This window comes from Quatrionicoccus australiensis (assembly GCF_020510525.1).
Taxonomy (GTDB): domain Bacteria; phylum Pseudomonadota; class Gammaproteobacteria; order Burkholderiales; family Rhodocyclaceae; genus Azonexus; species Azonexus australiensis_B.
Genome location: NZ_CP075188.1, coordinates 3,711,396 through 3,730,594, shown reverse-complemented (window position 1 = coordinate 3,730,594; position 19,199 = coordinate 3,711,396). Strand labels below are relative to the sequence as shown.

Sequence of the window (19,199 nt, the reverse complement as noted above, 5' to 3'; positions counted from 1 at the left end):
GGCGCAACCTTGGCCACCAGAAAATCATGCCCTGGCATCCGGGCCGATCAGGCGCTACGGGATGCCTCTGTTCGAAGCTGTTTGCCATTTTCACCGGATTGATGATGCGCCTGGCTTTCCTTCTCCTGCTGCTGTGCTTTTTCCGGAGCGTTTCGGCTCAGCCGGCCGAATTGCGTATCGGCCTCTGGGTCGCGGCAGATCATGGCAAGGTGCCCGCAGCTGCAACCCAGTCTGCTCTTGGGGTACGCGCTTTCAACGAAGAACTGGCGCGCGAAATATGCCGCCGGATCAATCTGCGCTGCCAGATGGAAAATGTTCTTTTCCCCGACATGCTGCCCGCGGTCGAGGCCGGACGCCTCGATCTCGGTTTCGGAAACTATCTGCGCACGCCCGAGCGCGAGCAGCGGGTCGCTTTCAGCGATTCGATCTGGAATTCGTCGTCGCGTCTGCTTGGTAGTGTGGAAGGTATTCGGCGACTGGCGAAGCGTTCCGGTCATGCAATTCGCTTCGATCAGCTGCACGGCCAACGGATCGGCGTTGTTTCCGCCACGCAACAGGCCGCATATGTCGAGTCCCGGGCGGGGAGCCAGGGACTGAGTGTGGTGTACGCCAAGGCAATGGATGAATTGATTTCCCTGCTTCGCGATGGCAAGGTGGATTTTTGCCTGGTGCCGATGTTGACCGCCTATGACAGCCTGCAGCGTGAGGTTTCCGGGCGCTTCGAATTCGTCGGCCCGGCCATGGTCGACGGCGGCCTCGGCGGCAGCGTGCATATCCTGCTGCCGAAGAATCGCGACTCCTTGCGCCTGGCGGTCAATCAGGCGCTGGCGGCGATGCGGGCGGATGGTTCCTACCATCGGCTGATGCGGCGCCATTTCCCGTTTAACCTGGATTAGGGCCATGCATGTGAACCTCAATCCTTTCCCCGCCTTGCACGGCATTCGTGCCGGCCGCGCCTTTGCCCTGCTTGCCGGCCTGTTCGTGCTGACCTTCGGGCTCATGGTCGTGCTGCTCGGCCTCGATCAGCAACGCGTGCTCGACGCAACCAGCCGCCTGCAGGATGCAACGGTGCCGGAAATCATTCGCTATCAGCGTCTGGCGCGCAATCTCGAACAATTGCGCCTGGAGGGCGAGCGGGTGTTTACCGCGGCAACGCCGCAGGCCCGGCAGCAGGCGATGTTCGTCGTCATGCTGGTCGCCAGTCACCCGAGTGTGCTGGAGGATGCCGAGTCGGCGGCGCTGGCGCGCGAGACGGAGCGCTTTCTCAGCGACTTGATGCATCGCGGCGCGGGTGATGTCAGCGTCTTTGCGACCTATTACGGCGAATGGCAGCGTCTGGCAGCGCGTCTCAGCGTGCGGGTGGATGATGTCGCGATCCAGGGGATCAATCTGGCCAATGCCGATCTCAACGACGTATCCGCGATCATGCGACTCGCCGGCTACAAGCTGGCCGGGGCGCTGCTGCTGGTCGGTTTGTTCCTGCTGATTTTCCTGTTTTTGCTGCGCCGCCACCTGATACACCCGCTGCAGCGCATCGACCGTGAGTTGTCGCATCTCAGCGTCGACCAGCCGGCACCGACTTTCGAGCCATCGGCGATGCGCGAGATTCATGCGGTCGAGGAGGCGATCGGCGAACTGCATGCCTCGCTGATGCAGAACGAGCAGGCGCGTTTCGCGCTCGAGGAATTGGCCAACAAGGATGCGTTGACCGGTCTGACCAACCGCCGGCATTTCCAGCTACTGGGCCATGCCGAAGTGTTGCGTGCGCAGCGCTACCAGCGCCCGGTCACGGTCGGCATGGCCGATCTCGACAACTTCAAGCACCTTAACGATACCTACGGGCATGCCGCCGGCGACGCCGTGCTGCGTGCCGTTTCCCAGTTGATGCGCGACAGTTTCCGCCAGTCCGACCTGATCGCGCGTTACGGCGGCGAGGAGTTCGTCTTCCTGTTCCCGGAAAGCACGCTGGCCGAGGCCTACATCCAGGCCGAGCGTCTGCGCCAGCGCTGTGCCGGGAACGACGTCACGCTGCCCGATGGCCGTGTCGTGCGGGTGACGATGAGCATCGGTTTGGCCGATGCCAGCGCCGCATCGCTTGAGGTTTCACTCAACCGTGCCGATGACGCGCTCTATGAAGCCAAGCGCAACGGCCGCAACCGGGTCGTGTTGGCACCCAGCCTTGCCCCGGTGCAGGAGCAGGAGCAGGGGACGCTAGCCCTTACGATCGAGTAGCGGTTTCAGGAAGCGGCCGGTGTGGCTGGCCTTGCACTTGGCCACCGTCTCCGGCGTGCCGGCGACCAGGATGCGGCCGCCGCCGTCGCCGCCTTCCGGCCCGAGGTCGACCAGCCAGTCCGCCGTCTTGATCACATCCAGGTTGTGCTCGATGACGACCACGGTATTGCCGTTGTCGGCCAGGCGCTGCAGCACGGAAAGTAGCATTTCGATGTCCTGGAAGTGCAGACCGGTGGTCGGCTCATCGAGGATGTACAGGGTGCGGCCGGTGTCGCGCTTGGAGAGTTCGAGGGCCAGCTTGACGCGCTGCGCCTCGCCGCCCGACAGCGTCGTCGCCGACTGGCCGAGCGTGATGTAACTCAAGCCGACATCGACCAGCGTTTGCAGCTTGCGCGCGATGACCGGCACTGCATCGAAGAACTCGCGCGCCTGCTCGACGGTCATGCCGAGGATGTCGTAGATGTTTTTGCCCTTGTATTGCACTTCCAGCGTCTCGCGGTTGTAGCGCTTGCCGTGGCAGACGTCGCAGGGCACGTAGATGTCGGGCAGGAAGTGCATCTCGACCTTGATCATGCCGTCGCCCTGGCAAGCCTCGCAGCGCCCGCCCTTGACGTTGAAGCTGAAACGACCCGGCCCGTAGCCGCGCGCACGCGATTCCGGCACCTGCGCAAAGAGGTCGCGGATCGGCGTCAGCAGGCCGGTGTAGGTTGCCGGATTGGAGCGCGGCGTGCGGCCGATCGGTGCCTGGTCGACGTTGATCACCTTGTCGAACAGGTCGAGGCCGACGATTTCCTGGTGCGGCGCCGGTTCCGTCGTCGAGCCGTAGAGGTGGCGCGCCGCCGCGGCGTACAGCGTGTCGTTGATCAGCGTCGACTTGCCGGAGCCGGAAACGCCGGTGATGCAGGTGAGCAGGCCGCCGGGAATTTCCAGCGTGACGTTCTTGAGATTGTGGCCGCTGGCGCCGACTACTTGCAGCATCTTGTCCGGGTTGACCGGTCGACGCGTTTTCGGGGCCCGAATTGCCCGCCGGCCGGACAGGTAATCGCCGGTCATCGACAGCGGGTTGGCGGCGACTTCGGCCGGCGTGCCCTGGGCGACCACGGCGCCGCCGTGGATGCCGGCGCCGGGGCCGATGTCGACGACGTAGTCGGCCGAACGGATGGCGTCCTCGTCATGCTCGACGACGAGCACGGAGTTGCCCATGTCGCGCAGGTTGCGCAGGGTTTGCAGCAGGCGGTCGTTGTCGCGCTGGTGCAGGCCGATCGACGGTTCGTCCAGCACGTACATGACGCCGGTCAGGCCCGAGCCGATCTGCGAAGCCAGCCGGATGCGCTGCGCTTCGCCGCCCGACAGCGTTTCCGCCGAGCGCTCCAGGCACAGGTAATCGAGACCGACGTTGATCAGGAAGGACAGCCGCGCCGTGATTTCCTTGAGGATCTTGTCGGCGACCTGCGCCTTGTTGCCGGTCAGCTCCAGACAATTGAAGTAGTTGCGCGCCTCGCCCAGCGGCAGGCGGCTGATTTCGTGCAGGGTCTTGCTGCCGACGCGCACGTGGCGCGCCTCGACGCGCAGGCGGGTGCCGGCGCAGCTCGGGCAGCTCTGGTTGCTGATGTATTTCGAAAGTTCTTCGCGCACCGCCTGCGAATCGCTGCCGCGGTAGCGCCGTTCGAGGTTGGGGATGATGCCCTCGAAGCTGTGGCTGCGGTCGAAGCGCGTGCCCTTGTCGTTCTGGTAGCGGAAGTTGATTTCCGTCTTGCCCGAGCCGAACAGGATCAGCTGGCGGATCTCGTCGGAAAGTTGCTCGAAAGGCGTGTCGACCGAGAAGCCGTAATGATCGGCAATCGATTCGATGATCTGGAAGTAGAACTGGTTCTTCTTGTCCCAGCCGCGGATTGCGCCGCCGGCCAGCGAGGCGGCCGGGTTGGTGACGACGCGCTTGGGGTCGAAGAACTGGATGACGCCCAGCCCGTCGCACTTCGGGCAGGCGCCCATCGGGTTGTTGAACGAGAAGAGGCGCGGCTCCAGCTCCTGCAGGGCAAACGAGCAGACCGGGCAGGCGAACTTGGCAGAGAACATGTGCTCGACGTTGCTGTCCATCTCGAGCGCGATGGCGCGGCCCTCGGCATGGCGCAGCGCCGTCTCGAAGGATTCGGCCAGGCGCTGGCGCATATCGTCGCGCACCTTGAGGCGGTCGACGACGACATCGACATTGTGCTTCTGCGACTTGGCGAGCTTGGGCACAGCGTCGATTTCATAGACCGTGCCGTCGACGCGCACGCGCGCAAAACCCTGGGCGCGCAGCTCGGCGAAGAGGTCCATCTGTTCGCCCTTGCGGTTGGCAACGACCGGCGCCAGGATCATCAGCTTGGTTTCGGCCGGCAGCGCCAGCACGGTATCGACCATCTGCGACACGGTCTGCGCTTCAAGCGGCAGGTTGTGGTCCGGGCAGTAGGGCGTGCCGGCGCGCGCGTAGAGCAGGCGCAGGTAATCGTGGATCTCGGTGACGGTACCCACCGTCGAGCGCGGATTGTGCGAAGTCGCCTTCTGCTCGATGGAAATCGCCGGGCTCAGGCCTTCGATCAGATCAACATCGGGCTTTTCCATCAACTGCAGGAACTGCCGCGCGTAGGCCGACAGCGATTCGACGTAACGGCGCTGGCCTTCCGCGTACAGCGTGTCGAAAGCCAGTGACGACTTGCCGGAACCGGACAGCCCGGTAATCACGATGAGCTGGTCGCGCGGCAGGTCGAGATTGATGTTCTTCAGATTGTGCGTGCGCGCGCCACGAATGCGGATGGTTTCCATCGCTGTTCTATTCTCGGTTGGGGAAGGGAGACTATACGCAAAAGCGGGCGGCTTTGCATGTGAAACTGTATGGGCATACAGCAGTCAGGCGCGGCAAAAATAATTGTCGGTCTCACGTGTTGAGACTTGGCTGGTGCAAAGTGGCTTCAACCCACTCGCCGGAGATCGCCATGAACGCCTCTTATCCCCCTGATCGCTACGTTTTCCTTGCCCTTCTCTTTGGCGCACTGGTCGCCAATCTGCCCTGGTAGGCCGTCTGTGCCGGATGGTCTAAAAAAGGACAGGCGGCTATGATGTTGGCAAAACCAATGAGGGCGGCATGACCAAATCCGAACGTTTCGGCATCATCGAACGCATGCTGCTTTCGCGGCGCAGCGTCAGCTTCGCCGAATTGCAGCAGCGCCTGGAAGTCTCGCGCGCCACGCTGCACCGCGACATCAAGGATCTGCGCGAACGCATGAACGTTCCCATCCTCTGCGACCGCGATACCGGCACCTATCGCATCGACAACAGCGTCGAGCGCTACGAACTCCCCGGCGTCTGGTTCTCGGCCGGCGAAATCCACGCCCTGCTCAGCATGCAGCAACTGCTCGCCGCCTTCGATGCTGGCGGCCTGCTTGCCGAACACGTCGGCCCGCTGCGCCAGCGCCTGCTCGGCATGCTCGAAAGCACCACCGATTCCGCCGCCGACATCGCCCGCCGCATCCGCATCCTGAGCGCCGCCGCCCGCCACTACGCGCCACAACACTTCCAGCACATCGCCGCCGCCCTCATGGAACGGCGCCGGCTCAGCATCGACTACGTCGCCCGCAGCAAGGGCGACGCCAGCCAGCGCGAAATCTCGCCGCAACGCCTGACGCACTACCGCGACAACTGGTACCTCGACGCCTGGTGCCACCTGCGCGACGAACTGCGCAGCTTTGCGGTCGACGCGATAAAAACGGTCAAAACCATGGACGCCATCGCCCAGGAAATCTCCGAAGCCGAACTCGACGCCGCGCTGGGCGCGGGCTACGGCATCTTCGCCGGCGCCGAAGTGCAATGGGCGACGCTCCTCTTCACCCCCGACCGCGCCCGCTGGGTCGCCGCCGAACACTGGCACCCGGAGCAGGAAGGCAGCTTTCTCGACGACGGCAGCTACCAGCTACGGCTGCCGTACAGCAATGATCCGGAGTTGATCATGGACATCCTGAAATATGGGCCGGATTGTGAGGTGGTGGGGCCGGCGGGGTTGCGGGAGAAGGTGGTGGGCTTGTTGAAGGCGGCGGTGGGGAGGTATGGGGATGAGTGAGATCGTGATACTTAAAGACACCGAAGCATTCGGAAAGCTGGAATTCGATGCTGATGAAAGAATGCAAGGACGGCATTTGCTGATTGATCACATGATTGATGTGGCAGCGTGCTTTACCCGGCTTGTCCAGTGTCGATCAATTCGACGGGCGCTTGAGCGAACCGCAGGGAGACAATTAGCCGAACAGGACGTTGCTCGCCTTACCGTGCTGGCATTCCTGCACGACATCGGTAAGGCAAATAGTGGTTTCCAGGCCAAGCGCTGGAAAACAAAAATTCCGCCAAGTTGGCCTGTGCCGATTACGGCGGGGCATGGAGTTGAGGCCGTCAAACTATTCCAAGTCGCGACATCGGCCGAGGCTATCGAGCCTTTGATCGAAAAAATCTGTACTTGGGGCGATGCGGTCGATTCATTGTTGACCGCGAGCATCAGCCATCACGGACGGCCGATCAAGGATAGCCCTGGTGGCAGTTCGAGCATCTGGAAATCCCATGAAGGGAAATATGACCCTGCTGTTGTACTGAAAGAAGTTGCGTACCGCGCGCCAGAGCTTTACCCAAGCGCTTTTCATGTCGGCGGTCAGGTATTGCCGCACGCTCCAAGTTTCGGCCACCTGTTTGCTGGACTGGTTCAGTTGGCTGACTGGCTGGGATCGGATACACGCTTTTTCAAGTTTTCCGAAGCAGGCGAGAATCGCGCAGAAACCGCAGCGCCCATGGCTGATAAGGCCATCACCAGCCTGGGACTGGATAGCGACAATTGGCGCGCCAAGCTCGTTGCCTTAGCACCAAGCTTTGCCGATGTCTTCGGCGGTTTCGATCCTCGCCCCGTTCAGGCGGCCATGAGCGATGATTCCCTCGGCCCTTTGCTCATCCTCGAATCAGAAACCGGCAGTGGCAAAACCGAAGCGGCGCTGTGGCGTTACGTTCATCTTTTCCGCTCCGGTTTGGTGGATAGCCTCTACTTCGCCTTGCCCACACGGGTAGCGGCGACCCAGTTGTATCAACGGGTGCAGGACACCCTGAAGCGTTTGTGGCCGGAAAATCCGCCCCTTGCTTTGCGTGCTCTACCGGGCTACGTCGCCGCCGATGGCGAAGAGATCAAGGCCATGGCGAATTTCGAGGTTTTCTGGAACGACTCGCCCGACGATCAGAAGGCGCACCAACGCTGGGCCGCGGAAAACTCCAAGCGTTTCCTTGCCGCGCCGGTCGCGGTTGGCACCATTGACCAGGCGCTATTGGGCGCCCTGCAAGTTCGTCACGCACATCTACGCCATGCAACGCTGGCCCGCAGTCTGCTGGTCGTGGATGAGGTTCACGCTTCCGATGCCTACATGACGGTACTGCTGGAGCGTTTGCTGAAAGCGCATCTGGGTTGTGGTGGGCATGCCTTGCTGCTGTCGGCCACGCTGGGTTCGAGCGCCCGTAGTCGCTATTTGGCCTTGGCGCCGACCGGGCAGTCCGGTTTGATCCGGAACATGTCGTTCGAGCAGGCTTGTGCCGTGCCGTATCCGGCAATTTCGGATTGCCATGGCATTCGGGCTACACCCGGAACAGGGCGCTCAAAGCGAGTGAGCTGGAGCCCCCGTGACTGTATCGCAGCCCCTGAAAAAATCGCGCAATTGGCCATTGAAGCCGCAGCGCAGGGCGCCAAGGTGCTGATTATCCGCAACACGGTCCCGGCCGCGGTGGCTACGCTGAACGCTCTGGAAAAGCAGGTTCCCGAACTGGCGTGGCTGTTCAGCGTTAAAGGCGTGAGAACGCTGCACCACAGTCGTTTCAGCCGTCAGGATAGACCGGAACTTGATGCTGCCATCGAGCGGCAGCTAGGAAAAGCACGGCCGGCAGGCCCCTTGATAGTTGTCGGCACCCAGACGCTGGAGCAAAGCCTGGACATTGACGCCGATTTCCTCATCACCGATTTGTGCCCGATGGATGTGCTGTTGCAGCGGCTCGGGCGTTTGCATCGTCATGAAAACGAACGCCCGGAAGCCTTTCGCCAAGCACAGGCAATTGTGCTGACGCCAGCAGGAAATGACCTCTCGCCCATGTTCGCCCGACCACAACATGGCTTGGGCCGATTCCATAACGGTGGCGGGGTTTATGCCGACCTGAGCATTCTTGAAGCAACGCGACGACTGCTGCTCGAAAAGCCGGAGGTCGTGATTCCTGAGAACAATCGCTATCTCGTTGAGGCGGCAACTCACCCGGACAACTTGCGCGTACTCGAAACGCAATTGGGAGAGGCTTGGCAAGGGCTGGCCCAGAAAATCGAGGGAGACACGGGGGCTCAGAAAGCCTTGGGCTATCTGCATTCGCTGGACATTGAGCAGGAGTTTGGCGAAGTCGAGTTTCCTCACGATGTGCTAGTCGCAACGCGTCTGGGTGCGCAAGACAGAGCGGCACGCTTTTTCGGCGTGATCGGTCCCTTTGGCTTTCCGCTCAAGGAACTACCGATACGGCATTACCTGTTGCCGAAGGAGTTGCCGCTCGATGCCGAGCCAAGCGATGTGTCCCGTCAGGACAATTGCATTACATTTCGTTTGGGTTCTGCTTCTTTTCGCTATAGCCGCTTGGGGCTCGAACGCCTCAAGGATGAATGAAAACTGCCGGAGGATACGCCGTGACACTACGTTACAACCTGCTGGATGAACCATTGATCCGAACTCGCCTAGTTGCCGATGGGCAGCCCAAGTCTTTCAGTCTGCCGGCTTTGTTTGTTGCCTTGGCAAACGATGAAGTACGCGACTTCACCGCGTTACGCCCACACCAGCGCCACCCATGGCATGCCTTTCTGGTGCAGCTCGCGGCGATGGCTTTGCACCGGGCGGATCGAGAGGAAGTATTCGATACCGAGTCAGCCTGGAAAGAGGCATTGTTGGGACTGACGCCTGACGATCCGGATGGCGCCGCCTGGTGCCTGATTTCGCCACACGACCGGCCGGCTTTCATGCAGGCGCCGGTATCGGGAGGCTCCGTCAATAGCTGGAAGAACCGGATTGAGGCGGCGGACGAACTGGATATGCTGGTCACCTCAAAGAACCACGATCTGAAGGCTGCAAGGATGCGGAAGGCTGAGGTCGATGATTGGTTAATGGCACTGATCAGTCTACAGACGCAGGAAGGTTTTCTTGGCGCAGGGAACTACGGTATTTCTCGAATGAATGGTGGCTTCGCCAGTCGTCCGGCGATTGGGGTTGTTCCTCAAGGACATTGGGGATCACGTTGGAAGAGAGACATTCAGACCTTGTTAGCCAGTCGCGTTGCCATCGTCGAACAGCAAGGGGTGCAAAGTGCAGGGGGTATCGGGTTGTTGTGGCTTGAGCCATGGAACGGCGAAAGCAGTCTTGCATTTACGTCGCTAGATCCTTTTTACATCGAGATTTGCCGTCGTATTCGGCTGGAATGTCTTGATGGATCGCAATCGATCTTTTCAATTGGTACCGGAAGCAAGGCTGTACGAATTGAGGCAAAAGAGCGAAACGGGATGACCGGCGATCCCTGGACCCCGATTGATGCTACTGCAGGGAAGGCATTGACCATCAGTGCGGAAGGCTTTCACTACCGATTGGCGGCTGAACTGCTTTTTGGTGGAAAGTATCGCCGCTCAGTCGCACAAATACCCGATACCAATGATGGTTCGTATGGACTGGTAGTTCTCGCCCAGGGGGTGACGCGGGGACAAGGGAAAACCGAGAAATACCACGAACGCCGAATCCCTATTTCTCCCAAAGTGCGCCAGTTGCTGATTCAAAAACAGACGGATCGCCTTGGAAAAATTGCAGGCGAGCGGGTGAGCGCCGTTGGGCAGATTCGAAGTGTGCTCTGGACGGCGCTAGCTACCCTGTTTGATCAAGGAGCGCCTAAAGACAAGTTTTCTGACAGCGCCAAAAACAAGGCAAGTGATTTTGTTAAGCCGTTTGAACAAGCGGAAGACGCCCGCTTCTTTGATGCGCTGAATGCCGAGGTTGAGTCAGATCAACCAGAAACCGAGCATTTGAACTGGTTGCTCTCCATGGCTTCTTCCGCCGAAACCATTTTGAAACGTGCCTTTGCCGCCGGACCTCAGTGCGGCGAGCAACGCTATCGCGCCCAAGCGGCCGCGCTGTCCCGTTTTTATGCCGGTTTGCGCAGCACGAAAACCCTACCGGTACTTGCCGAGTACTACCGCCAACAATCCACCAACAAGGAGCTTGCCCATGAGCATCCATGATGCCGATTCATCGGAATTACCTTTGCCCGAGGCGAGTGCTGCCCCAAGGCAGGAAAGTCCGCTCGAGAAACTCGCTCAGATCATTACCCAGGCTGCACGTTTCAAAGGCGATGCGCATGGTCTGGATAACGGCGAACGGGCGGCGCTGGCCCGACTCGATCCGGATGCGGAGTTGCGTCCCCATCAGATTGCGGCCCTTTCGCGGGCTTTGGTGTATGCCGGGTTTTCACCCGAAACCTGGCAACCGGAGACCTGGCAACGCTGGGGAACGATTGCGCATGGTATGGCGCTGGCAGGCCACGATGGAAGCCATAGGCTGGGAAAACAACTCAGCGATGCAGATGTTTCCGAATCGCGTGTCACCAAGCTGCTGACCGCCCGCGGTGATGCCTTCCGCCAGCTTCTTCCCCGCCTGCTTCGCCTGCTTGCAAGCAAAGGCAAAGCGCCGAACTGGTTCGATCTAGGCGATCTGGTACTTCATCAGGGGCGCGATGAAGAGGCCGCCGAAGCCACACGACTACGTATTGCCGGCAGTTATTTTTCTGCCGAAGCCAAGAAACCGAAGCACTAATTCACTTATTGGAGCCTGATTATGCAAATCCCGCGTTTTATTCAAATTCACACCCTGCACACTTACCCGGCTGCGCTGTTGAACCGTGACGATGCCGGTCTCGCCAAGCGACTTCCCTTGGGGGACGCCGTTCGTACCCGGATTTCCTCGCAATGTTTGAAACGTCATTGGCGCGTGACCGAAGATGCCTTTGCCTTGGCGAATCTCGATGTGCCTATGGGCATTCGGTCACGAGGTACGCTGGAGTTGATCGCCAAGCGTTTGCAGGAAAACGGGTTGACCGCACTGCTGGCGCAGGCCGCTGCCGAAGCCCTGCGGGATGCCGGCTTGCTCGATAAAGGTGGCAAAGACAAGAAGGGTGAAGATGCCCTGAAAACCGGGCAGGCGGTATTGCTTGGCAAGCCGGAAATTGATTACCTGGTGAATCGCTGCACAGAACTGGCTGCGGGAAATGCCGAGGAAAAAACGCTGAAAGCCGCAATTGGCGAATGGCTCAAAGGCAAAGACGAAAAGAGGAACATTGAAGCCTTGAAGCATGGCAGCGGTCTGGAGTCAGCCCTGTTTGGCCGCATGGTGACCTCTGATTTGCTGACGAGCCGTGACGCAGCCGTCTACGTTGCCCATGCCTTTACGGTGCATCAGGCTCAGGTTGAAAACGATTACTTCACGGTGGTGGACGACCTTCTTCAGGATGCTGGCGAGTTGGGTTCAGCCGGGATTTTCGATACTGAACTCGCCTCGGGGCTTTATTACGGTTACGTGGTCGTGGATGTGCCGCAACTGGTGCAGAACCTGGAAGGTGTGGATTTCAAGAAGTGCTTTGCAGATGGCGCATCTCCAGAACAGCGAGCCTTGGCTGCCCGCGTTGTGCAAAATCTGCTTCACCTCATTGCCACAGTCAGTCCCGGCGCCAAACGCGGCTCGACAGCACCCTTCGACTGGGCGAAGTTCATGCTGGTGGAAGCAGGCGACTGGCAACCGCGCAGTTTGGCCGCAGCCTTTCACAACGCCTTGTCTCTGGACGACAACAGCGCGCCTATTCGGCAACGGGCGGTGGGCAAGCTGACTGCGGAAATCGCCGCCATGGATGATGCCTACGGCGCACCGCTGGCTCGTCGTTTCCTGTCTGTTGATCCCGTCAGTGTGCCGGGCGCCGAGCGCCTGAACCTGACCCAATTGGCCGATTGGGCGAAGGGAATTGTCGAGCAAGGGGCTTGTTGACATGCCACGCCATCTTTTGATGCGCCTGGAAGCTCCGTTGATCGCCTTCGGTGGGGAAACCATCGATAAATTTGGCGTAATACGGGATTTTCCTGCGCTTTCCATGGTGACCGGCCTGCTGGCAAATGCGTTGGGGTATGGGCGGGAGGAGAGCGGGTTGCATGAACGTCTCCAATCACGTTTGTTAATCGGAGCAAGATTGGACAGCGATGTTCAGCGGCTAACCGATTTCCAGACTGCGCAACTAGGCAAGGACGATTTGGGGTGGACTACATGGGGAACACCCGAGGGACGGCGGGGTGGGCCAGATGCCTATTCCTCCCCGCACCTTCGTTACCGTGATTACCACGCCGGCCTGAAAGTTCTTGTCGCCTTACGTCTGGAGCCAGCAGCAGAGACCCCAACGCTGGATGATCTTGCGCAAGCGCTTGATCGCCCGGCGCGCCCCTTGTTCATCGGCCGGAAAACCTGTTTGCCCAGTCGGCGAGTGTTTGCCGGTTGGCAGGATGCAACGAACATTCTTGAAGCCCTGAAAGTCGTTCCGTTTCCCGATAGCCCTATCCGTTTGCGCTTGCAATGGCCGGACGGCGAGGGCGTTCTGCCGGGTGATCACGTTCTGGATTTGTGCGATGAGCGCAATTGGACCAGCGGTGTCCACGGTGGGTGGCGGCCCGTACGGGAAGGGGTATTTGATGCGCCGGGAGTGACAACATGACTTTTCAGTTATTGCGTTTGCAACCGGACCCGGCAGCCCTGGCGCCGTGGGCCACGCGTCATGGTTTGCTGTCACCGGATGGTGATTTCGGCTATGCGCTGCACGCCCTGCTTTGTTCCGCTTTCGGCGATCTGGCACCGAAGCCTTTCCATTATCTGGGAGGGCGGCAGGGCTTGCTGGCTTACACCTCAGCCGATCTGGAAAGCTTGCGTTTGAATGCCGCGCTGGCGACTCCGGATGTGGCCCGTGCCTTGGGGCTTGATGTGCTGGATGCGCGCCCATTCCCCTCAGCTTGGAAAACGGGACAGCGGTTGGGCTTTGAGTTAAGGATTCGTCCGGTCGTGCGTAGTAAGGAAGGCGGGGAGCGCGATGCCTTCCTGCACGCCATAAATCCTGCGGTCGACAGCGAAAAAGACGCAAAAAATGGAAGCTTGGCGGAGCGAACAGCGGTTTATACGGACTGGCTGCTCAAACAACTGGCTGTCGATGGTGCCGCCGAAATTGTCGAGACCCGGATGGAATCGTTCAAGCTCACGCGTGTATTGCGCAAAACGGGGAACGGTGAAAACGGCAAACGAAAAACTGCCAGCATTAGTGGGCCGGATGTCGTTTTCAAGGGGCAGTTGCTGGTCGGTGATCCCGAGGCATTTAACCGTCTGTTAGCCAGAGGGGTAGGGCGACATCGCGCTTTCGGTTTTGGCATGTTGTTGCTCAGGCCGGCCAGCGCATGTTGAAAGGGCGACTCGGGCTGGAAACGGCCCGCGTTCCCCATGCGGATCGACATGGGCTGATCTGGCTGGAGCGCGGTGAACTTTGCGTGATTGATGGTTGCCTGCATTTCATGGCAGGCAAGGAATCGTTGACGCCTTATGTCTTGCAGGTGCCACATCAGGCGGTTTCGATGATCCTGCTCGGGCCAGGCAGTAGCGTGACGCATGACGCTCTGCGCCTGCTGGCAAGACACGGAACCCTGATGGCAGCTGTCGGGCAGGATGGGGTTCGCACTTACACGGCGCCGCCATTGCTGCCTGATCGCTCAGACGTGGCTCGTCGTCAGGCCGAGCTATGGGGGAATCCACGTCGCCGCGTCAGCGTTGCGCGGCATATGTATGCCTTGCGCTTGGGCGAAATCCTGCCGCATCGTGATCTGGATACGCTGCGCGGCATTGAGGGGGCGAGGGTGAAGGCGATTTATCGATTGATGGCGGATAAATACGGTATTCCCTGGGATGGGCGGCATTACGACAGAAACAATCCAGAGGCCACGGACATACCAAATCAGGCGATCAATCATGCAGCTACGGCCGTTCAGGGAGCCGCCGCCATCGCTGTTCAGTCGCTGGCTGCCATTCCCCAGCTAGGCTTTATCCACGAAGATTCCGGGCAGGCGTTTGTGCTGGATATTGCCGATCTGTTTCGCGACACGATCACGCTGCAAATTGCTTTCTCGGTGGCAAAAAAAGCGATCAACGGGGACCAAACCAGCATTGACCGCCTGGTCAGACGCGAGGCGTCTACGGTGTTTCGGAAGCAGGATGTCATTGCCAGCATGATCGACAAGATCAAACAGGTATTGCGGACGGAGGAAAACGATGGCGCTGGTAGTGATCGTGACGCGTGATGTGCCATATCGGTTTCGAGGGTTTCTGGCTTCTGTGATGCTTGAGATCGCACCCACTGTTTATATTTCTCCTCGAATGAATCCCGGCGTGAGGTCGAGAGCCTGGGAGACTTTGGAGAGCTGGTTTTCGGCTGAGCCTCAAGGAAGCGTTGTGATGGTCTGGCGTGATATGAATGAAACGGGTGGGGTTGGCATCAAAACCCTGGGTGAGCCCCCAAGAGAACTCGTAGAGGTAGATGGCCTTTGGCTGGTTAAACGGATGTTGTAGAGTGCTCTTTAAAAATTCGGATCACTTTTGATGTTTTCTTTTGTAGATCATAGGGCTATCTACAAGAGGTTCCCCCGCGTTCGCGGGGATAGGCCCCGGCCAGGGACAGACTTGTTCAAACAAGGCAAGGTTCCCCCGCGTTCGCGGGGATAGGCCCGGAATGCCTTTCGCCATGAGTCGGTCGCGCTCGGTTCCCCCGCGTTCGCGGGGATAGGCCCGCGATACCTCCGCACCTGCACGGCGCTGGCGGGGTTCCCCCGCGTTCGCGGGGATAGGCCCAGTTCGATTGCTTTGTCGTCGTCTTTGCCCATGGTTCCCCCGCGTTCGCGGGGATAGGCCCCATACGATAGCAGCGATGCAGACGATAGAAACGGTTCCCCCGCGTTCGCGGGGATAGGCCCGATTGACGGACTGCCGGCGCATCTCCTGTTGGGGTTCCCCCGCGTTCGCGGGGATAGGCCCGTTCTTCACTACGCCAAGAGATGAGCCGCCAAGGTTCCCCCGCGTTCGCGGGGATAGGCCCGAGGACCGCGACAATCAGACAGTAATGAAACCGGTTCCCCCGCGTTCGCGGGGATAGGCCGTATGGGTCGGGCGATGAAGGGCAATTGCGCTCGGTTCCCCCGCGTTCGCGGGGATAGGCCCGCCAGTCTATTCCTCGCTTGATGAGGCGCCGGGGTTCCCCCGCGTTCGCGGGGATAGGCCCCCTTGCGCTCGCGCCTGGCTGCACGAAGTCAAGGTTCCCCCGCGTTCGCGGGGATAGGCCCCATCACCATAATGGCCGCAACCGTGCGATGGGGGTTCCCCCGCGTTCGCGGGGATAGGCCCTGGCCCGGCATCGTCGTCGCGTACTTTTCGGCGGTTCCCCCGCGTTCGCGGGGATAGGCCCTTCGGCGAGTCGGATCATTGGTGCGGCCCGGAGGTTCCCCCGCGTTCGCGGGGATAGGCCCCGCTGTGTCTCCGGCAAGCTTGCCCTGCCGTTGGTTCCCCCGCGTTCGCGGGGATAGGCCCCTGCTGCACCCATTGAAGCTCGATGTTGTGGGGGTTCCCCCGCGTTCGCGGGGATAGGCCCTGTACCCGTTCGGCGTTAATCCGTTGTAGAAGGGTTCCCCCGCGTTCGCGGGGATAGGCCCGGCATGCCTGCATCGCCGAGCACGCCGTCATCGGTTCCCCCGCGTTCGCGGGGATAGGCCCATGATGTCCGGCGGATACTCCGGAATCGGCAAGGTTCCCCCGCGTTCGCGGGGATAGGCCCGCGCTCCATCCAGTCCGGGGCGGTGCTGCCCAGGTTCCCCCGCGTTCGCGGGGATAGGCCCTCGATACACCACTTCAAGCTATCGACAAAATCGGTTCCCCCGCGTTCGCGGGGATAGGCCCCCATGGGTCTGGGTCATCGAATTCAAGCGAGTGGTTCCCCCGCGTTCGCGGGGATAGGCCCTCAAAGCCGAGCAGCGCGCCGCCCTCGATGCTGGTTCCCCCGCGTTCGCGGGGATAGGCCCTTTTGCCATGATTGTTTCCTTTCTTCATGCCCGGTTCCCCCGCGTTCGCGGGGATAGGCCCCATCCTTGATCTTGCGCAGCGCGGCCAGCGTGGGTTCCCCCGCGTTCGCGGGGATAGGCCCCAAGCGAAGCCGCCGAGCTGGCCAATGTGGCCGGTTCCCCCGCGTTCGCGGGGATAGGCCCCGCCGACGGCGGGGTATTGGGCATCAAGTTCGGGTTCCCCCGCGTTCGCGGGGATAGGCCCGGGAATAAAAGCGGCGCTCGGAATCTAATCCCGGTTCCCCCGCGTTCGCGGGGATAGGCCCACGCCGTCAATATCTTCACCAGGAATAATCACGGTTCCCCCGCGTTCGCGGGGATAGGCCCGATGCGCTATTGCCCCAGTCGTAGCCCTTGACGGTTCCCCCGCGTTCGCGGGGATAGGCCCGCACCGGCCGTCGCCGCCGCCGAGCTGATGCCGGTTCCCCCGCGTTCGCGGGGATAGGCCCATTTCCGGCCGCATCGGTCGGCATCGTCTCGGGGTTCCCCCGCGTTCGCGGGGATAGGCCCACGCGCATGCATGTCGCCGATGATTAGGGCAGGGTTCCCCCGCGTTCGCGGGGATAGGCCCACGCTGGTTCCTGGGTCGATTAGTTTTATTCTGGTTCCCCCGCGTTCGCGGGGATAGGCCCTTGATCTTTTCATCGCCGGACTGCATCCAGACGGTTCCCCCGCGTTCGCGGGGATAGGCCCTTGGTAATCGAAACCCACGCCCGTTTGATGGAGGTTCCCCCGCGTTCGCGGGGATAGGCCCATGCGGCTCACCCATGGCGGCTGATGCTCTGCGGTTCCCCCGCGTTCGCGGGGATAGGCCCCTGTCATCTATCGCTTCAAAAGCAATGTGCTCGGTTCCCCCGCGTTCGCGGGGATAGGCCCCTGGGGAATCCCCCCAATTGCCCCGATGTAATGGTTCCCCCGCGTTCGCGGGGATAGGCCCTGTCGCGAGAGGAACGCGCAGGGGCCGGCGAAGGTTCCCCCGCGTTCGCGGGGATAGGCCCTTCGGCGCTTCCTCTGGTTGCCGACCCTGATAGGTTCCCCCGCGTTCGCGGGGATAGGCCCGTGATCTCGCCGCGCTCGATCAGCGGGGCGCCGGTTCCCCCGCGTTCGCGGGGATAGGCCGGGGACGAAACGATCTCGCGGCACTGCCACGAAGGTTCCCCCGCGTTCGCGGGGATAGGCCCTTCACCAAGCTGCTGGCCGGGTACACCGTCACGGTTCCCCCGCGTTCGCGGGGATAGGCCCTTCGGGATGCTGGATTACATGCAGCAGATGGCGGTTCCCCCGCGTTCGCGGGGATAGGCCCTTGATGACGTGCTCGTTGGCGGCGTGGCTGGGGGTTCCCCCGCGTTCGCGGGGATAGGCCCTGAAGGTGCAGAAAAAGCGGTAGCATATTCTCGGTTCCCCCGCGTTCGCGGGGATAGGCCCGCCATTGAGCTGATGTACGGCGACCCGATCGGGGTTCCCCCGCGTTCGCGGGGATAGGCCCTTATCGAACAATCATCTTAGGAGCATAGAACAGGTTCCCCCGCGTTCGCGGGGATAGGCCCCAGTCACTACATCAAGTCGGCGGACGGTGGCGGGTTCCCCCGCGTTCGCGGGGATAGGCCCTTTGTCCCCAAGGTCTGCTGCCTGCCGCACGGGGTTCCCCCGCGTTCGCGGGGATAGGCCCTGCAGCGCATGATTCGGCAAGAAAAGCTTAACGGTTCCCCCGCGTTCGCGGGGATAGGCCCCGGCAGCCGGACGTGATGCGCCGCGACGATCTGGTTCCCCCGCGTTCGCGGGGATAGGCCCTCGGGGGGGCTGCGGGCAAGCCGCCCGAGCCTGGTTCCCCCGCGTTCGCGGGGATAGGCCCTTACGGTTACGCCGCCAAACGCTGGTCAGTTTGGTTCCCCCGCGTTCGCGGGGATAGGCCCTCATCCGCACCCGAGTAGATATCCCCCAGGGCGGTTCCCCCGCGTTCGCGGGGATAGGCCCCGTCCCGAAATCGTCCTCGATGGTGATGTCTCGGTTCCCCCGCGTTCGCGGGGATAGGCCCGAGCGCTCGGGCAGGTTTTGCTTTACCGAGTGGGTTCCCCCGCGTTCGCGGGGATAGGCCCCTCAAGGGTTTGGCCGGCACGTTTGCGGGCTGGGTTCCCCCGCGTTCGCGGGGATAGGCCCGGCGATTGAAAAGGCTGTTCGCATAGCAGGAAGGTTCCCCCGCGTTCGCGGGGATAGGCCCGAAAGACATCATCGGCCGCTGGCTGAAGCAGCGGTTCCCCCGCGTTCGCGGGGATAGGCCCGAGAACGACTTGTGCAGGTTTAGCCTTGGAGCGGTTCCCCCGCGTTCGCGGGGATAGGCCCGATGACGCCGACTTCGCCGCAGCATGGGACACGGTTCCCCCGCGTTCGCGGGGATAGGCCCAGCCAGACGAATGCCATCGCCGCGGGCGTCGTGGTTCCCCCGCGTTCGCGGGGATAGGCCCGATGACGCCGACTTCGCCGCAGCATGGGACACGGTTCCCCCGCGTTCGCGGGGATAGGCCCAGCCAGACGAATGCCATCGCCGCGGGCGTCGTGGTTCCCCCGCGTTCGCGGGGATAGGCCCGAGCCGCCATCGCCTGCGTATATCGAGTTCAAGGTTCCCCCGCGTTCGCGGGGATAGGCCCACGCCCGTGCTGCGCGGCATCCTGGCGGCGTGGGTTCCCCCGCGTTCGCGGGGATAGGCCCTGGTCAGATCCATCGCTTA

12 protein-coding genes and 1 CRISPR repeat array (1 of these 13 only partly in view) are annotated in these 19,199 nt (G+C 61.4%); of the genes, 11 read left to right on the top strand and 1 reads right to left on the bottom strand.

The annotated features are described in order from the left end of the window. Positions 1 to 101: 101 nt before the first annotated feature. Both KI612_RS17765 and KI612_RS17760 read left to right on the top strand, forming a co-directional pair. Positions 102 to 896: a substrate-binding periplasmic protein gene (locus tag KI612_RS17765; RefSeq protein ID WP_226441387.1), complete on the top strand. Its 795-nt coding sequence runs from the start codon at positions 102 to 104 to the stop codon at positions 894 to 896. Positions 897 to 900: 4 nt separating this feature from the next. Then, positions 901 to 2,232 carry a GGDEF domain-containing protein gene (locus KI612_RS17760; RefSeq protein WP_226441386.1) on the top strand — a complete coding sequence of 444 codons (1,332 nt, stop codon included), beginning with the start codon at positions 901 to 903 and terminating at the stop codon, positions 2,230 to 2,232. Here KI612_RS17760 and uvrA read toward each other — a convergent pair. Next, the gene (gene uvrA, locus KI612_RS17755; RefSeq protein ID WP_226441385.1) at positions 2,212 to 5,037 is read right to left on the bottom strand and encodes an excinuclease ABC subunit UvrA; all 2,826 of its coding nucleotides are present in this window, start codon (positions 5,035 to 5,037) and stop codon (positions 2,212 to 2,214) included. The genes KI612_RS17760 and uvrA overlap by 21 nt on opposite strands. A 319-nt stretch (positions 5,038 to 5,356) precedes the next feature. Between uvrA and KI612_RS17750 the strand changes: the two genes are divergently transcribed. Genes KI612_RS17750 through cas2e form a run of 9 tightly spaced genes read left to right on the top strand, consistent with a single transcriptional unit; the run spans position 5,357 to position 14,936 of the window. Continuing rightward, positions 5,357 to 6,328, top strand: a complete 972-nt coding sequence (locus KI612_RS17750) for a helix-turn-helix transcriptional regulator (protein WP_226441384.1) — start codon at positions 5,357 to 5,359, stop codon at positions 6,326 to 6,328. Beyond that, complete coding sequence (gene cas3, locus KI612_RS17745) at positions 6,321 to 8,930, top strand: CRISPR-associated helicase Cas3' (protein WP_226441383.1); 2,610 nt, start codon at positions 6,321 to 6,323, stop codon at positions 8,928 to 8,930. Before KI612_RS17750 ends, cas3 begins: the two co-directional genes overlap by 8 nt. A 20-nt stretch (positions 8,931 to 8,950) precedes the next feature. Continuing rightward, positions 8,951 to 10,540 (top strand): type I-E CRISPR-associated protein Cse1/CasA, encoded by a 1,590-nt coding sequence (gene casA / locus KI612_RS17740; protein WP_226441382.1) that lies wholly within the window; start codon positions 8,951 to 8,953, stop codon positions 10,538 to 10,540. Next, entirely contained in the window at positions 10,527 to 11,111 is a 585-nt protein-coding gene (gene casB / locus KI612_RS17735; protein WP_226441381.1) for a type I-E CRISPR-associated protein Cse2/CasB, read from the top strand. The genes casA and casB overlap by 14 nt, the downstream gene beginning before the upstream one ends. Before the next feature lie 21 nt (positions 11,112 to 11,132). After that, positions 11,133 to 12,332: a type I-E CRISPR-associated protein Cas7/Cse4/CasC gene (gene cas7e / locus KI612_RS17730; protein ID WP_226441380.1), complete on the top strand. Its 1,200-nt coding sequence runs from the start codon at positions 11,133 to 11,135 to the stop codon at positions 12,330 to 12,332. A gap of 1 nt (position 12,333) precedes the next feature. After that, positions 12,334 to 13,047, top strand: a complete 714-nt coding sequence (gene cas5e / locus KI612_RS17725; RefSeq protein ID WP_226441379.1) for a type I-E CRISPR-associated protein Cas5/CasD — start codon at positions 12,334 to 12,336, stop codon at positions 13,045 to 13,047. Beyond that, entirely contained in the window at positions 13,044 to 13,781 is a 738-nt protein-coding gene (cas6e, locus tag KI612_RS17720; protein ID WP_226441378.1) for a type I-E CRISPR-associated protein Cas6/Cse3/CasE, read from the top strand. The genes cas5e and cas6e overlap by 4 nt, the downstream gene beginning before the upstream one ends. After that, positions 13,775 to 14,668, top strand: coding sequence for a type I-E CRISPR-associated endonuclease Cas1e (gene cas1e, locus KI612_RS17715; RefSeq protein ID WP_226441377.1), 894 nt, complete (start codon positions 13,775 to 13,777; stop codon positions 14,666 to 14,668). Before cas6e ends, cas1e begins: the two co-directional genes overlap by 7 nt. Continuing rightward, positions 14,640 to 14,936 (top strand): type I-E CRISPR-associated endoribonuclease Cas2e, encoded by a 297-nt coding sequence (gene cas2e, locus KI612_RS17710; protein WP_028995711.1) that lies wholly within the window; start codon positions 14,640 to 14,642, stop codon positions 14,934 to 14,936. Before cas1e ends, cas2e begins: the two co-directional genes overlap by 29 nt. 67 nt (positions 14,937 to 15,003) lie before the next feature. Next, positions 15,004 to 19,199: direct repeats of the CRISPR family, unit length 29 nt; unit sequence GGTTCCCCCGCGTTCGCGGGGATAGGCCC (it continues 1,201 nt past the right edge of the window).

Excerpts from the sequence above, each read along its gene's own strand:
- cas5e (WP_226441379.1), top strand. The coding sequence starts at position 12,334 with ATGCCACGCCATCTTTTGATGCGCCTGGAAGCTCCGTTGATCGCCTTC.
- cas7e (WP_226441380.1), top strand. The coding sequence starts at position 11,133 with ATGCAAATCCCGCGTTTTATTCAAATTCACACCCTGCACACTTACCCG.
- KI612_RS17765 (WP_226441387.1), top strand. The coding sequence starts at position 102 with ATGATGCGCCTGGCTTTCCTTCTCCTGCTGCTGTGCTTTTTCCGGAGC.
- casB (WP_226441381.1), top strand. The coding sequence starts at position 10,527 with ATGAGCATCCATGATGCCGATTCATCGGAATTACCTTTGCCCGAGGCG.
- cas6e (WP_226441378.1), top strand. The coding sequence starts at position 13,044 with ATGACTTTTCAGTTATTGCGTTTGCAACCGGACCCGGCAGCCCTGGCG.
- KI612_RS17760 (WP_226441386.1), top strand. The coding sequence starts at position 901 with ATGCATGTGAACCTCAATCCTTTCCCCGCCTTGCACGGCATTCGTGCC.
- KI612_RS17750 (WP_226441384.1), top strand. The coding sequence starts at position 5,357 with ATGACCAAATCCGAACGTTTCGGCATCATCGAACGCATGCTGCTTTCG.
- cas3 (WP_226441383.1), top strand. The coding sequence starts at position 6,321 with ATGAGTGAGATCGTGATACTTAAAGACACCGAAGCATTCGGAAAGCTG.
- cas1e (WP_226441377.1), top strand. The coding sequence starts at position 13,775 with ATGTTGAAAGGGCGACTCGGGCTGGAAACGGCCCGCGTTCCCCATGCG.
- uvrA (WP_226441385.1), bottom strand. The coding sequence starts at position 5,037 with ATGGAAACCATCCGCATTCGTGGCGCGCGCACGCACAATCTGAAGAAC.
- cas2e (WP_028995711.1), top strand. The coding sequence starts at position 14,640 with ATGGCGCTGGTAGTGATCGTGACGCGTGATGTGCCATATCGGTTTCGA.